The organism is Ruegeria spongiae, assembly GCF_023502395.1.
GTDB lineage: Bacteria > Pseudomonadota > Alphaproteobacteria > Rhodobacterales > Rhodobacteraceae > Ruegeria_C > Ruegeria_C spongiae.
The window spans coordinates 276,200-290,264 of sequence record NZ_JAMFMB010000001.1 but is presented as its reverse complement, the minus strand read 5'-3'; the positions used below and the strand labels follow the sequence as shown (position 1 = coordinate 290,264).

The 14,065-nt window shown below is 63.1% G+C and carries 13 protein-coding genes and 2 tRNA genes; 4 read left to right on the top strand and 11 right to left on the bottom strand.

The features are described from left to right. The first annotated feature begins 62 nt into the window (after positions 1–62). Positions 63–1,514: a divergent polysaccharide deacteylase family protein gene (locus M3P21_RS01450; protein WP_249706205.1), complete on the top strand. Its 1,452-nt coding sequence runs from the start codon at positions 63–65 to the stop codon at positions 1,512–1,514. Between the two features lie 33 nt (positions 1,515–1,547). Here M3P21_RS01450 and trpE read toward each other — a convergent pair whose 3' ends face one another. The 6 genes from trpE to fabI form a co-directional block, all read right to left on the bottom strand. Next, positions 1,548–3,059, bottom strand: coding sequence for an anthranilate synthase component I (trpE, locus tag M3P21_RS01445; RefSeq protein ID WP_249706204.1), 1,512 nt, complete (start codon positions 3,057–3,059; stop codon positions 1,548–1,550). A gap of 10 nt (positions 3,060–3,069) precedes the next feature. After that, a complete protein-coding gene (locus tag M3P21_RS01440; RefSeq protein ID WP_249706202.1) occupies positions 3,070–4,911 on the bottom strand; it encodes a peptidyl-prolyl cis-trans isomerase in 1,842 nt (613 codons plus the stop codon). Between the two features lie 78 nt (positions 4,912–4,989). Further along, complete coding sequence (locus tag M3P21_RS01435; protein WP_249706201.1) at positions 4,990–6,165, bottom strand: aminotransferase; 1,176 nt, start codon at positions 6,163–6,165, stop codon at positions 4,990–4,992. A gap of 8 nt (positions 6,166–6,173) precedes the next feature. After that, on the bottom strand, positions 6,174–6,677 hold the full coding sequence (gpt, locus tag M3P21_RS01430) for a xanthine phosphoribosyltransferase (protein WP_249706199.1): 504 nt from the start codon (positions 6,675–6,677) through the stop codon (positions 6,174–6,176). A gap of 15 nt (positions 6,678–6,692) precedes the next feature. Next, entirely contained in the window at positions 6,693–7,295 is a 603-nt protein-coding gene (locus tag M3P21_RS01425; protein WP_249706197.1) for a LysE family translocator, read from the bottom strand. A gap of 6 nt (positions 7,296–7,301) precedes the next feature. Then, complete coding sequence (gene fabI, locus M3P21_RS01420) at positions 7,302–8,108, bottom strand: enoyl-ACP reductase FabI (protein WP_249706196.1); 807 nt, start codon at positions 8,106–8,108, stop codon at positions 7,302–7,304. Positions 8,109–8,240: 132 nt separating this feature from the next. Between fabI and pdxH the strand changes: the two genes are divergently transcribed. From pdxH to M3P21_RS01405, 3 genes are all read left to right on the top strand, one after another. Then, on the top strand, positions 8,241–8,846 hold the full coding sequence (gene pdxH / locus M3P21_RS01415; RefSeq protein WP_249706194.1) for a pyridoxamine 5'-phosphate oxidase: 606 nt from the start codon (positions 8,241–8,243) through the stop codon (positions 8,844–8,846). Between the two features lie 122 nt (positions 8,847–8,968). Further along, entirely contained in the window at positions 8,969–9,508 is a 540-nt protein-coding gene (locus M3P21_RS01410) for a cold-shock protein (RefSeq protein ID WP_249706192.1), read from the top strand. Positions 9,509–9,537: 29 nt separating this feature from the next. Beyond that, positions 9,538–9,975 carry a DUF192 domain-containing protein gene (locus tag M3P21_RS01405; RefSeq protein WP_249706338.1) on the top strand — a complete coding sequence of 146 codons (438 nt, stop codon included), beginning with the start codon at positions 9,538–9,540 and terminating at the stop codon, positions 9,973–9,975. Between the two features lie 203 nt (positions 9,976–10,178). Here the strand turns inward: M3P21_RS01405 and M3P21_RS01400 are convergent. The 5 genes from M3P21_RS01400 to M3P21_RS01380 form a co-directional block, all read right to left on the bottom strand. Further along, positions 10,179–10,264 (bottom strand) — tRNA-Leu (locus M3P21_RS01400). A 112-nt stretch (positions 10,265–10,376) separates the two neighbouring features. Beyond that, positions 10,377–10,838, bottom strand: a complete 462-nt coding sequence (locus tag M3P21_RS01395) for a hypothetical protein (RefSeq protein ID WP_249706191.1) — start codon at positions 10,836–10,838, stop codon at positions 10,377–10,379. Between the two features lie 92 nt (positions 10,839–10,930). Further along, a tRNA-Gly gene (locus M3P21_RS01390) sits at positions 10,931–11,004 on the bottom strand. A 77-nt stretch (positions 11,005–11,081) separates the two neighbouring features. Beyond that, the gene (locus M3P21_RS01385) at positions 11,082–11,933 is read right to left on the bottom strand and encodes a methyltransferase domain-containing protein (protein ID WP_249706189.1); all 852 of its coding nucleotides are present in this window, start codon (positions 11,931–11,933) and stop codon (positions 11,082–11,084) included. A 6-nt stretch (positions 11,934–11,939) separates the two neighbouring features. Continuing rightward, positions 11,940–13,982 (bottom strand): ASKHA domain-containing protein, encoded by a 2,043-nt coding sequence (locus M3P21_RS01380; protein ID WP_249706188.1) that lies wholly within the window; start codon positions 13,980–13,982, stop codon positions 11,940–11,942. Positions 13,983–14,065: the final 83 nt, after the last annotated feature.

Genomic DNA, 14,065 nt, shown 5'->3' with positions numbered 1-14,065 from the left:
GCAGCGTCAAGAGCGCAAGCCGGGCAGTGGCATAAGAAGAGCACGAAAGAGGCGACAAGGATATGGGCGGATTTTTCGGAGGACTGCTGGCCGGTGCGGCGGTTGTGCTGTGTGTGGGCGTGGGGGTATCGCTGGTGATGCCGCTCTCGCCCCAACCCGAGGTTGCGAGCGATGCGCCCGCTGTGGCACCCACGCAACCAGAGACGGCAGAGGCCGAACTGGCCCAGCCCGGACCGGACGCCGATCTGGTCGATCTTGCGCCGCGCGCGCCCGACGGTCCTGCAAGCGAAAGCGAGACCATCGCGGCCACCACCGGGGCGGACACGCAACCGGGAAGCAAGCCCGATATTGCTGAAACAACCGCAGGCCTGACGGGCCCCGAAGCGGGCGAAGCACCCACGCTGGAAGTCGAGGCCGAAAAGCCTGTGACACAGTCCGCGGCGCTTGAAGCGCCCGCCGCGCCGGAGCAGGACGAAACGCCCAGCGTCTCCACCGAGGCGCCACAACCGCCTGCGCCGCCACCCGCCGAACTGCCCACGGTGACCCGCAATGGCGACGCTTCGGTCTTGGCAGAGGCCCCGCCACCCGCGCTTGTCACACCGCAGGTCCCGGACGTGGAACAGACCCCGACCGCGCCCGGCGATCCGACGGCCGTGCCCGACGCACCAGAGCCCCCCGTGGAGGCCGATAGCGAAACCGAATCGCCCCGGGTCGCAGCCCTGCCTCCGGTCCGTCAGGGCACCGGTACGCCTTCGACCACGCGAATCGGCACACCAGTCGTGCCGCTGACCGACCGCCACAAGACAGAAGCCGCGCCGGATCTGGCGGAAACGGGCGGAGAGCCTCCGATCTCGGCCTATGCGACGGTGTTTGAAAACCCCGAGGAAAAGCCGCTCTTGTCGATCGTGCTGATCGATGACGAAGCCGCTCTGGGCGTCGAGGCGCTGCGCGAATTTCCCTATCCGCTGACCTTTGCGGTCGATCCGACCAAACCGGATGCCGCCGAAAAGATGGCCCGCCATCGCGCCGCCGGGTTCGAGGTGGTGATGCTGACCGACATGCCGATGGCCGCCACTGCGCAGGATGCCGAAGTGTCGCTGTCGGTCTGGATGAAAGCCGTACCCGAAACCGTCGCGCTTCTTGAAGGCACGCGTACCGGCATTCAGGGCAACCGTCCGCTGTCGGATCAGGTGACAGCGATTGCGGCTGGCACCGGCCGGGGCCTGATCACGCAAGGAAAGGGGCTGAACACGGTTCACAAGCTTGCGGCGCGCGATGGCGTGCCCTCGGCTGTGGTATTCCGTGACTTCGACGGGGCCGGCCAGACGCCAACGGTGATGCGGCGGTTCCTGGATCAGGCGGCGTTCCGCGCCGGGCAGGAAGGCGCCGTCGTGATGCTGGGCCGGGTGCGCCCCGACACCGTGTCGGCGTTGTTGCTCTGGGGCTTGCAGGATCGCGCCAGCCGGGTCGCGCTGGCCCCGGTCTCGGCTGTTCTCACACAGGGGGCCGAGTGATCCGGGTGCAGGCGGTCAATCCCGCCTGCAAACCTAGCTGTTCCCGCCGCCGGTAAAGCGCGCGGCGTCTTCGGCGGCACGGCGGATCGCGTTGGATTTGTGCACCGTTTCCATGAATTCGGCCTCGGGATCGCTGTCATAGACCACGCCGCCACCGGCCTGAATATAGAGCTTGCGATCCTTCACGATGGCGGTGCGCAGGGCGATGCAGATATCCATGTCGCCACCGGATGAGAAATAGCCGACACCGCCGCCATAGATGCCGCGTTTCTCGGGTTCCAACTCGTCGATGATCTCCATCGCGCGCACCTTTGGCGCGCCCGAGACGGTGCCCGCAGGCATCCCGGCAAAAAACGCATCCAGCGCGTCCTTGCTCTCGTCCAGCTCACCGACCACGTTCGACACGATATGCATCACATGGCTGTAGCGTTCGATGATGAACTGCTCGGTCGGGCGCACGGTGCCGATCTTGGCCACGCGACCGCAATCGTTGCGGCCCAGATCAAGCAGCATCAGATGTTCGGCCAGTTCTTTCTGATCCGCCAGCAGATCAACCTCATGCGCGCGATCCTCTTCCGGGGTGGCACCACGGGGCCGTGTGCCTGCGATGGGGCGGATGGTGACCTCATCGCCAAAGACCCGCACCAGGATCTCGGGGCTTGCGCCCACCACCTGAAACCCGCCGAAGTTGAAATAGAACATGAAAGGCGAGGGGTTGGTGCGCCGCAGTGAGCGATAAAGCGCGAAGGGCGGCTGCGGAAACTCCTGTGTCCAGCGCTGCGCCGGGACCACCTGAAAGATGTCGCCCGCGCGGATATATTCCTTGGCCTTCTCAACCGCGTCCAGATAGCCCTGCTTGGTAAAATTCGAGACCGGCGGCGCGACCTCATGCGCCTGTCCCAGATCGCGGCTCTCAGTGGGCATGGCGCGTTCCAGATCGCGGACCGCATCCATCACCCGTTCCGCCGCTTGCGCATAAGCCGCACGCGCCGATTGGCCGTCACTGACCCAGGCCGGAGAGACCACGGTGACCTCGCCCTTGACGCCATCCAGTACGGCGACGACCGAGGGGCGCATCATCACCGCATCAGGCAGGCCCAGCGGGTCGGGGTTCACATCGGGCAGATGTTCGACCAGCCGGATCATGTCATAGCCCAGATAGCCGAAAAGCCCGGCGGCTGCCTGCGGCATGTCGTCGGGCAAATCAATCCGGCTTTCGGCCAGCAGGTCGCGCAGCGTGTCCATCGGATTGCCGTCCTGCGCCACGAAAGCATCAGGGTCGAACCGGGCCGAGCGGTTGAGTGCCGAGATCTCGCCATGGCAGCGCCAGATCAGGTCCGGTTTCATGCCGATGATCGAATAGCGCCCGCGCACCTCGCCGCCGGTCACCGATTCCAGCATGAAGGCGTCTTTCTGCGCCCCGGTCAGTTTCAGCATCAGCGAGACAGGCGTGTCCAGATCGGCGGCGAGCCGTGCATAGACCACCTGGTTTTCGCCCGCCTCGTAGGCGCGGGCGAAGGCATCATATTCGGGGATGACGGCCATCTGTGTTGCCCTAGAAGCTCGAATGCACCGCCGTCAGCGCCTGCTGGTCCACCGTCGGGCGGCTGCGGGTCTGGGCGTCGCGCACATAGGCGTCAAAAATGGCCTGGGCCAGCACCTGGTTCATCTGGGCGCTCAGCGCCTCGCGCATCTGGGCCAGCTCATCTGTCTCTTCGGGTGGCAGCACCTCGTCCAGACGGACGATCAGCGCCTGAGCAGGCCCCGGGATCACGCGCAGCTCGTCCGGCGCCATCTCGAAGACCTGAGACATGAAATCAGCCGGTGTGCCGTCCAGAAAGGCGGTGCGGGTCAGGCCGTTTTCGACGCGGACGGGCAGGCCGGTGGCGTTGAAATCGCCGGTCCCTTCAAGCTGGTCGGCAGTCCCTTGGGCCATTTCGGCAAGCGCGGCCTCGGTTTCGGCCTGCTGCCACGCGGCGATCACGCGCGCGCGCGCCTGTTCCAGCGGTTCGGGACGCGGCTCCAGCACCTCGTCAAGTCGCAGCGCAAAAAGCGAGCCGTCTTCGAGGAAGTCGACCTCGGGGAAGTCGCCCTCTTTCACCTCATAAGCGGCGGCGCGGAAGCCGTCATAGGCGGCCACACCGTCCGAGCTTTCCTGGGTCCAGTCGATCTGACCGACCTCCATTCCGGCTTCGCCGCCCAAATCTTCCAGCGTGGCGCCCCCGGCCAGAAGGTCGTTGAGGTCTTCGGCCTCGGCATCAAGCAGGCGCCGGGCCTTGGCAGACGCCAACTCGTCGCGCAGCTCGCTCTTGACCTCTTCGAAGGGGGTATTCCGCGCTTCGAGCGTTCCGTTGATACGGTAGAGCGCCGGTCCCAGATCCGAGGGCAGGGGGCCGACAACCGCGCCAATCTCGGCGGCAAAGATGCCATCGGCGGCATCGCCCAGTTCTGTGGCTGACAGATCACCAAGGTCGATATCGGCCAGGTTTAGGCCGCGATCCTCGACCAGTTGCTCGAATGTCGCGCCGCCCACCTCGATCTGTGCCAGCGCTGACTTTGCCTCTTCGTCGTCCGAATATACCAGACGCTCGACCAGTCGGCGCTCGGGCTGGTTGAACTCGGCCTCGCGTGCCTCATAGAGACGGCGGATCGAGACCTCTTCGACCTCGACCTGATCCAGCATGGCTTCGGGCGAAAGCAGCGCATAGGTCAGGCGCTTGGTTTGGGGCAGGGTGAATTCTTCGATATTGGCGCCGTAATATTCCGATATCTGTGCCTCGGTCGGGGGGGCAATCTCAGCCTCCAGCGCGTCGGTGCCAAGGGTTGCAACGGTAAAGCTGCGGCGCGCGCCCACAAAATCGGCCATGGTCTTGGCGAAGGTCTCGGGCATGGTCACGCCCGAGACCAGCGCGCCCTGCACCAGCGTGCGCGCCGATTCCTTGCGCAGATTGTCCTCGAACTCGGATTCGCTCAGCCCCGCGCGTTCGACGGCAAAGCTGTAGGCGTCGCGGTCAAAGCCGCCATTCACGCCCTGAAAGGCGGGGATCTCCATGATCTCCTGCTGCAGGTTCTCATCCCCGATCGAGACGCCCATCTGCGCAACCTCATGATCCAGCGCGGCCAGCGCGACCAGCCGCGACAGGGCCAGCTGATCCAGCCCCAGCTCGCGCGCCTGCGCCATCGTCAGGCTTTGCCCGGTCTGTTGCTGCAAGGCGTTGATTTCGCGTTGTAATTCCCGGTAATAGTCGTCGATGCTGACACTCTCGTCGCCCACCGTGGCAACGGTCCGGGCGGTGCCCATCATGTCGACTGCACCGAACCCGGCAAGACCGACCATCAACAGACCCATCAGGATCCAGACAAACGTTTTCGACATCTTCTTGGCGGCTGCGGCCATGGCGCTCCCTCACCTCCGGCATGAGCCGGGATTTTGACTTGCCGCACTGTCTACGACGGGCGCTGGCGGGGGGCAAGTTCAGATGGCCAGATTCGCCAGCCGGTCGAAGAGTTTCGTGATGCCGTCGCGGTCGAGATTGGCAAATGCGATGCGGACCTGCTTGCGGCCTGCTGCATCACCCTCGGGCATGAACATGGTGCCGGGCAGCAGCAGGACGCCCGCCTCACCCACCAGACGCGGTGCGAGCACGTCTGAGGCGATGTCGAACGGGTGCTCAAGATAGGCGAAATAGGCACCAAGGCCCAGCAGCCGCCAGCCATGCGCCTCAAGGCGGGGCATGTTTTCGGTGATCGCAGCGCGGCGGTCCAGGATTTCGTCCCGCTCACCAGCCAGCCATTGCCGCAGGTTCCGCATCCCCCAAAGCGCCGCAAACTGTCCGATCTGGCCGGGGCATATAGCGACCGTGTCCAGAAACTTCTCGATTTCAGCCAAAAGCGCCGGGCTAGATGCCAGCGCACCAACCCGGTGGCCGGTCAGTCGATAAGATTTCGAGAAGGAGTAAAGATGGACGAGTGTCCGGTCCCAGTCGGGCAGGCGCATCACCTCGTGCGGCGCGCCATCGCGGCTGTCGAAATCGCGGTAGGTCTCGTCGATCAGCAGGCGCAGGCCATTCTCGGCGGCCAGATCGTAGAAGGCGCGGACCAGTTCGGCAGGATATTCCACACCGCCGGGATTGTTGGGCGTGACCAGCGCGATGGCGCGGGTCCGCTCGGTGATCAGGGCGCGGGCGGCCTCGGGATCGGGCAGCAGATCGTCGCCGGTTGGGAGCGGCACCGCCGTAACGCCAGACATGTCCAACCACATTTTGTGGTTGAAATACCATGGTGTTGGCAGGATTACCTCATCTTTTTCTCCAGTGATCGCGGCGATGGCGGCGGCAAAGGCCTGATTGCAGCCCGATGTGATCGCCACCTGATCGGCGCTGACCTGCCCGTCATAGTGTTCCGAGATTTCACGCGCCAGTTCAGCCCGCAACGCCGGATTGCCCAGCACCGGGCCATACAGATGTGCCTCATCCCGCTCGACTGCAAACTCCGCCATCGCCTTGCGCAGTGCCTCGGGCGGCGGATCAACCGGCGCGGCTTGGCTGACATTGATCAGCGGGCGCTCGGGCGGGAACTCCACGCCCTCCAGCCAGCGTCGCGCCTCCATGACCGGGGGGGCAAAAGTGGTGGCTGTGCGGGTCGGAGCCATCGGGTCGGTCAATCGGTGCCGCGATAGGGCTCGACATATTGCAGCGCCATATCCCAGGGGAAAAAGATCCAGGTGTCCTGGCTGACCTCTGTGATGAACGTGTCCACAGTCGGGCGGCCCTGGGGTTTGGCGTAAACGGTGGCGAAATGCGCCTTGGGATACAGCTTGCGCACCAGTTCCAGCGTTTTGCCGCTATCGACCAGATCATCGACGATCAGGATGCCCTCGCCATCGCCCATCAACTCGGCATCGGGGGATTTCAGCACCTCGGCTTCGCCCTGATCCTGATGGTGATAGGAGCGTACGCTGATCGTGTCGACGGTGCGGATGTCCAACTCGCGGCTGACGATCATCGCGGGGGCCATGCCGCCACGGGTGATCGCCACCACGGCGCGCCAGCCGCCATCGTCAGGGCCTTGCCCGTCCAGCCGCCAGGCCAGCGCCCGCGCATCGCGGTGAATCTGGTCCCAACTGATGTGAAAGCCTTTTTCGTGGGGCAGGCGGTCGGTCATAGTGTCTTCCTTACGTTAACGGCTGAGCAGCAGGCGCAGGCCGAGACAGCCCATGACGCCCGCCGCAATCCGGTCCAGCAGTGGTTTGGCCCGCAAATAGCCCTGTCTGGCCCGTTCTGTCGAGAGCAACAGCACCAGTATGGTGCCGACCAGCCATTCGACCAGCAGCTGATTGCCAACAATCACGGCTTTGTCGATCAGGCTCAAACCTTGCGGAAAGATCACCACCAGCAGGGCGGCGGCAAACAGCGCGGATTTGGGATTGGCCAGGTTGACCAGAATTCCACCTGCAAAGGCACGTCCGGGCGCAATCGGCGCATCGCTCAGCGGAGCGCGGGCGCTGCGCCATGTCTTCCAGGCGAGATGGACCAGATAAAGCGCACCCGCAGTTTTGAACAACAGATAAGCCCAGGGGAACAGCCGGAACACGGCATCCAGACCAAGCAGCGCCGTGACGGTCCAGCAGGACGCCATGAGGCCCAGGCCCAGAACCGAGTAAACGCCCGTGCGCCGACCCTGGCTGAGGGTCTGGCGCACGAAATAGAGCATCGCAGGTCCGGGGCTGAGGATCGCCGCAAGCAGCGCCAGGTTGAAAGCTGCCAGATGTTCCCAGCCCATTCCGGGTCAGCTCTTTTCGATGTCCGGCGCGTCGACCGCCTTCATGCCGACCACGTGATAGCCCGAATCCACATGCAGGTTCTCGCCGGTCACGCCCGAACTCAGATCGCTGAGCAGATAGAGCGCGGAATTGCCGACATCGTCGATGCTGACATTGCGGCGTAGGGGTGAATTGTGTTCGTTCCACTTCATGATGTAGCGGAAATCGCCGATACCGCTGGCCGCCAGCGTCTTGATCGGGCCCGCCGAGATCGCGTTGACGCGGATATTGTCCTTGCCCAGATCCTCGGCCAGATACTTCACCGACGCTTCAAGCGCGGCCTTGGCCACGCCCATCACGTTGTAATGCGGCATCACCTGTTCAGCCCCGTAATAGGTCAGCGTGACGGCGCTGCCGCCATCACTCATCAGCTTTTCGGCCCGTTGCATGACGGCGGTGAAAGAATAGACCGAGATAGCCATGGTCAGCTTGAAATTCGCCCGGCTGGTATCGACGTAACGGCCGCGCAGCTCGTTTTTATCCGAAAAACCAATGGCGTGCACGACAAAGTCCAGCTTGCCCCAGCGCTGCTGAAGCGCCTCGAAAAGCGTGTCGATCGAGCTTTCGTCGCCCACATCGCAGGGCAGCACGATATCGCTGCCCAATTGCGCTGCCAGCGGGTCCACACGTTTCTTCAGCGCTTCGCCCTGATAGGAAAATGCAAGCTCTGCCCCTGCCTCGGACAGCGCGCGCGCGATGCCCCATGCGATGGATTTGTCATTCGCCAGCCCCATGATGAGGCCGCGTTTGCCGGCCATCAACTGATTTGACATGTTCGGTTCTCCGCCTGTCGTTATGACCTTGTGGTTTAGGCCATTGGTCATTGGGCATCAAGTGCGACGCGCGCTTGCTCAGTCGTGCATCTGCGCTTAGGGTTCAAAACGGGGATCGTATCGGAGAAGACAATGAGTGAGCGGGGTGGCATTTTTGCGGGTGAAGATCCGTTTGCAATTGCGCGCCAATGGCTGGCCGAAGCAGAAACATCCGAACCCAATGACGCCAATGCCATTGCGCTCGCTACGGTTGATTCCCACGGCCTGCCCAATGTGCGCATGGTCCTGCTGAAAGAGATCGAGCCCGCGGCCTTTGTGTTCTACACCAATTACGAAAGCGCCAAGGCGGGTGAACTTGACGGTGCAGGCAAGGCCGCCTTTGTGCTACACTGGAAATCGCTGCGGCGGCAGATCCGGGTGCGTGGCACGGTCAGCCGCGAGGATGGCCCGCTGGCGGATGAGTATTATGCGTCGCGGTCGCTCAAGAGCCGGCTGGGGGCCTGGGCGTCGCGACAATCGCAGCCGTTGGACAGCCGCGCGGCGCTGATGGCTGAGGTGGCGAAAGTGACCGCAAGGCTTGGTCCGAACCCACCGCGGCCACCGTTCTGGGGCGGCTACAGGATTGTCCCCAGCGAGATAGAATTCTGGGCCGATGGTGCCTTTCGCCTGCATGACCGGTTTGTCTGGCGGCGCGACGGCGGGGACCGGCCTTGGCGGATTGATCGGCTCAATCCATGACACGAATATGACGGGAATTGTATAAATATGTACGCTCATTTCTTTTTTAACTTGAATGTGGGGGGTAGAATCCTGCAAATCTTAAAACGAACGTTAACGCTCTCTTAACGATGGAACGCTCTGTGGCCGAAGATCTTGGCGGTATGTCCCACATATGTGGACGGGTGAAATGGTTCGACCCGGCCAAGGGATATGGCTTCGTCGTCTCTGATACGGGTGGGCCCGATATCCTGCTGCACGTGAATGTGTTGCGGAATTTCGGGCAGAGTTCTGTTGCTGATGGCGCGGCGATCGAGATCATGACCCATCGCACCGACCGTGGCGTTCAAGCGGTCGAAGTGCTGTCCATCGCCCCGCCCGAACGGGACGAAACCCTGGTCCTGTCGGATTTCGAGGATCTGGATACCAGCCTCATTCAGGAAACGCCCATGGAACCCGCGCGGGTGAAATGGTTCGACAAGGGCAAGGGGTTTGGCTTTGCCAATATCTTTGGTCGGGGCGAGGATGTATTCCTGCATATCGAAGTGCTGCGTCAATCCGGTCTTGCCGACCTGCAACCAGGAGAGGCAATCGCCATGCGGGTGATCGACGGCAAACGGGGCCGCATGGCCGCCGAGGTTCTGGCCTGGGAAACCGCTATTGCCACCAAGGGCGGCCAGTGACGTCGCTCAAGGCGCTGCTTTGTTCAATCATGATGACCTCGGGTGCCCCGGCACTGGCAGAGGGCTGCCGCGATGATGTGGTGCAGCTGCGTGGTTCAGGCTCCGAACTGCGCTTTCAGGTCGAGCTTGCCGATACGCCGCAGGAGCGGTCCCGCGGGCTGATGTTTCGGGAAAGCCTGCCGCCTCGCGCGGGCATGCTGTTCGTCTATGAGTACCCGCAGAGGGCGTCGTTCTGGATGAAGAACACGCTGATTCCGCTCGATATGATCTTTGTCGATGCCACCGGAACCGTGACCCATGTGCATCATCAGGCGATTCCCGGCGATCTGACCGCGATCGATGGCGGCACCGGGGTGTTCTCGGTGCTGGAGATCAATGGCGGGCTGGCGAAGAAATATGGTATCGCGCCGGGCAGCGTGTTGCGGCACGAGGCTTTTTCCGACGGACCCGCCGCCTGGCCCTGTTGATGCGCGTTGCCCGCAAATTGCGCTGGCTGCTTCTGCATGACATCAAAGATGGCAACGCGAAAGGCGATGCTGGACCTGTCAGGTGCATGGCACAACGGCGACGTCGATGCGGTTAACTGTTTCATCTCAGATGGCATCAGGTAATGCGATTCTCCTCGAGTGTGCCACTTCTCGAGAGTGCCAATGGTAGCTATTTGAAAATTTGGTGCCCAAGGAGAGACTCGAACTCTCACGCCCGTGAAGGCGGGGGATTTTGAATCCCCTGCGTCTACCATTCCGCCACTTGGGCCACCCGAGATGAATTAGCGTCGCTTTTCGGGAAGGTCCAGCAGCAATTCGCGGCTAAGGGCCAGTTTCCTGACCGAGCGTTGCGACACCGTCAGACAGTCACAGTTTGCGTGTCAGAAGAAAATGGGCGGGTAGGGTTGGCATTTGGTGTCGGCAAGATTGACCGACATGTGATCGCCGACCGTCTGTCCGATGCGAATTTCCAGATCCACAGGCGTGATGCCGACCGCCTCGGGGTTCAGCGTGAACTGCACCGCAGTGCGACCTCCGGCAGCGGCGCTGCGCACCCTTTGGCTGGCCATGTAGATCTGATCCTGCCAACCGGCGCCTAGCCTGCGGCGCGCATATTTTGCGGCACCGCACCAGTATTCGTCAGTTTGGGCCAAAGCATAGGGCACAACCTCGAAGATATTGGGGTCGACCTGATAGACGCGGGTTCCGTAGGGTGTGGAAAAGACGGCACCTGTGCGGGCCGTCGCGGCAACCCCTGCGCCCGAGCTACCGGAATACTGCGCGCCAGTTGCGACCTGACACGCCGCCAGAACCGAAAAAGCCAAAACCCAGAGTTTCTTCATCGCACCCGGTCCGTCATACCTATGGTTGAAACGTTAGGGATGTATCGCGCGGATGGCAACGATTGCGGTCAGGGAGGCTATCGGAAGATTTCTGGAGCGGGTAACGGGAATCGAACCCGTAACTAAAGCTTGGGAAGCTGCCGTGATACCTTTTCACCATACCCGCGCCGAAGCCTTGGGATAGCCAGTCACCGCCATGGCGTCAAGCGGATTGCTGCTGCAAATTCCGCCCCCAAGCCGGGATCAAACGCGGGCCTCGAACAGGTTGATCCGCGCCGGTATCCGCAGCCCCGCCGGGGTGGCAAACGGCTGCAGACGGGCGATCAGGTCCTCGCGGATCGCTTGCGCATCGGCTTGCGTTCCCTCGAAATGCGTCATCACGCGCGAGGCCGGGCCAACCCGAAGGCAGAGATCGGCGACCTCTTCAGCCGTGCCCAGCGGCGTCATCAAAAGATCGACCGCGTCGCAGGTCACCGCATCCAGGCCCGCCGCCTGCATCAGGGCCGTGACGCGGCCTGCGTTCTGAAACCCCATCGGGCCCGGCGCATCAGGGTCGGAGGCCGGAGCCGTGCCGAGCCGGCGCGTGGCGGCCTCGAACGGCAATCGAAACCACGGGTTGTCCGAGACCCCGCCCCAGGCCGCGAAACACATGCGGCCGCCGGGGCGCAGGGCGAGGGCGAGATTGGCAAAGGCGGCCTGCGGATCGGTAAAGAACATCACTCCGAAGCGTGAAATCAGAACATCCCAAGGCGGACCGTCGAAAAGGGCGACCTGGGCATCGGCCTGCCGGACAGCGATGTTGCGCATCCCGGCATGATCCGCACGCGACTGGGCCCGGTCCAGAAACGGCGTCGAGATGTCGAGGCCCAGCACCGCGCCCGCCGGACCAACCTTACCGGCGGCGGCCAGCAGGCTTGCGCCGGTGCCGCAGCCTATGTCCAGAACCCGTTCGCCGGGCTGCAGCGCGGCGCGGTCGAGGACCAGATCGAGGGCCGTGGCCATCGCCGCGTCAAGGTGATCCTCATAGGTCAGCCATTTGACCCCGCTGGGAGAGGTGCTCCAATACTCAAGCTGATCGGCGTTCGGCATATCCATGAGGTGTCAGGCCCGACGTCTGCGTTTGCGGCCGGGCCGGTCACTGTCACCACCGGTATTGAACGAGACCGTGGGCAGGGTGACGATGCTGGCCAGATCGGGGAACGGATCAGTCTTGTGCGGGATCGCGCTGGCGGCGACGAAATGCTCCTGAAATCTTGGTTCGATCGCGGTTTCAACCTTGGTGATCTGGTGCACGACCTGTTCGATCTCACTGCGCGCGGCGATGTTGCAGAGCGCGATGCGCGCACCGGTGCCTGCCGCGTTGCCTGCGCTGGAAACCTTGTCAAGCGGCGCGTCCGGGATCATGCCCAGAACCATCGCGTGTTTGGTCGAGATATGCGCGCCAAAGGCACCCGCCAGCACGACCCGGTCGACCCGGTCGACGCCCATCTCGTCCATCAGCAGGCGAGCCCCGGCATAAAGCGCGGATTTGGCAAGCTGGATGGCGCGGATGTCGCCTTGGGTGACGGTGATGCGGGGGCCGCCCTCAGCGCTGGCATCGTGGATCAGGTAGGAATGGGTGCGCCCTTCGGGGATGTTGCGCGCGGTCCCGGTCTGCTCGGCCGAGCCGATCAGCCCGCTTTCATCCAGCAGCCCGGCCATGCGCATTTCGGCCACTGCCTCGATAATGCCCGAGCCGCAGATGCCGGTGATGCCGGTGGTGGCGATGGCGGCGCTGAACCCGTCCTCGTCCGACCACAGGTCAGAGCCAATCACCTGAAAGCGCGGCTCTTTGGTTTCGGGGTTGATCTCGATCCGCTCGATCGCACCGGGCGCCGCGCGTTGGCCAGAGCTGATCTGCGCGCCCTCGAAAGCGGGGCCGGTGGGCGAGGAACAGGCCAGCACGCGCGAGGTGTTGCCCAGCAGAATCTCGGCATTGGTACCCACATCAACCACCAGCACCAGGTCTTCGGATTTGCCGGGCTCTTCGCTCAAGGCAACAGCAGCGCAATCGGCGCCGACATGACCGGCGATACAGGGCAGGATATAGACCTGCGCGTTTTCGTTCATGACCGTAAGGTCCAGATCGCGGGCGTTCAGTTCCAGCGACTCGGATGTGGTCAGCGCGAACGGGGCCTGTCCCAGCTCGACCGGGTCGATACCCAGCAGCAGGTGATGCATGACCGGGTTGCAGACAAACACGGTTTCCAGGATCTGGAACGGGCGGATACCGGCTTCGGTGGCAATGGCCTCGGTCAGCCCGTTGATCGCCATGCGCACCGCGTTGGTCATTTCCTTGTCACCGCCGGGGTTCATCATCGCGTAGGAGACCCGGCTCATCAGATCCTCACCAAAGCGGATCTGCGGGTTCATCACGCCGGACGACGCCTTGACCTCGCCATTGCGCAGATCACACAGATGTGCGGCGATGGTGGTGGAGCCGAGGTCGATGGCGAGGCCATAGATACGGTCCTCCGTCAGGCCGGGCCAGATCTCCAGCACCTTATGGGCGCTGTCCTTGTGGGATTTGTGCAGCGCCACGGTGACCTGCCATTTGCCCTTGCGCAGCACCGGCTGTAGGCGAGACAGGATCGTGAGGTCGGCGGTGATGTGGTCAATGCCCCATTGCTCGCGCAGGGCGCGTTCCAGCCGTTCCAGATCGCCGGTGGGCTCGTGCATGTCGGGTTCCTGCACCTCGACAAAGTAAAGATGCGTGGCCGGGTCCATGGTGATGTCACGCGCAGTAGCGGCTTTGCGCACCACCTGCCGGTGCACCTGACTTTCGGGCGGCACGTCAATCACCACATCGCCCTGAACGGTGGCCTGACAGCCCAGACGCCGCCCCTCGGTCAGCCCGCGTTTGTCCTTGTAGCGCTGTTCAACCTTGTTCCAATCGCTGAGCGCGCCGTCGCTGACGGTGACGCCATGTTTGGGAAACTCGCCGTAAGAGGGCGTGATCTGGCATTTCGCGCAGATGCCGCGCCCGCCGCAGACCGAATCGAGGTCGACGCCTAGCTGCCGCGCGGCCGTCAGAATCGGCGTTCCGACCGGGAAATTGCCACGTTTGCCGGACGGGGTGAAGACAACGAGGGGGTCGGTGCTCATCTGCGATCTGCCTTGAATATCGACTATTTGCGCAGCACCATATGGGTTCTGTGGCAAAGGGAAAGACCTGTGAGCGGCAGGTT

Excerpts from the sequence above, each read along its gene's own strand:
- M3P21_RS01435 (WP_249706201.1), bottom strand. The coding sequence starts at position 6,165 with ATGGCTCCGACCCGCACAGCCACCACTTTTGCCCCCCCGGTCATGGAG.
- M3P21_RS01440 (WP_249706202.1), bottom strand. The coding sequence starts at position 4,911 with ATGGCCGCAGCCGCCAAGAAGATGTCGAAAACGTTTGTCTGGATCCTG.
- M3P21_RS01395 (WP_249706191.1), bottom strand. The coding sequence starts at position 10,838 with ATGAAGAAACTCTGGGTTTTGGCTTTTTCGGTTCTGGCGGCGTGTCAG.
- M3P21_RS01450 (WP_249706205.1), top strand. The coding sequence starts at position 63 with ATGGGCGGATTTTTCGGAGGACTGCTGGCCGGTGCGGCGGTTGTGCTG.
- gpt (WP_249706199.1), bottom strand. The coding sequence starts at position 6,677 with ATGACCGACCGCCTGCCCCACGAAAAAGGCTTTCACATCAGTTGGGAC.
- trpE (WP_249706204.1), bottom strand. The coding sequence starts at position 3,059 with ATGGCCGTCATCCCCGAATATGATGCCTTCGCCCGCGCCTACGAGGCG.
- pdxH (WP_249706194.1), top strand. The coding sequence starts at position 8,241 with ATGAGTGAGCGGGGTGGCATTTTTGCGGGTGAAGATCCGTTTGCAATT.
- M3P21_RS01425 (WP_249706197.1), bottom strand. The coding sequence starts at position 7,295 with ATGGGCTGGGAACATCTGGCAGCTTTCAACCTGGCGCTGCTTGCGGCG.
- M3P21_RS01385 (WP_249706189.1), bottom strand. The coding sequence starts at position 11,933 with ATGGATATGCCGAACGCCGATCAGCTTGAGTATTGGAGCACCTCTCCC.
- M3P21_RS01380 (WP_249706188.1), bottom strand. The coding sequence starts at position 13,982 with ATGAGCACCGACCCCCTCGTTGTCTTCACCCCGTCCGGCAAACGTGGC.
- M3P21_RS01405 (WP_249706338.1), top strand. The coding sequence starts at position 9,538 with ATGATGACCTCGGGTGCCCCGGCACTGGCAGAGGGCTGCCGCGATGAT.
- fabI (WP_249706196.1), bottom strand. The coding sequence starts at position 8,108 with ATGTCAAATCAGTTGATGGCCGGCAAACGCGGCCTCATCATGGGGCTG.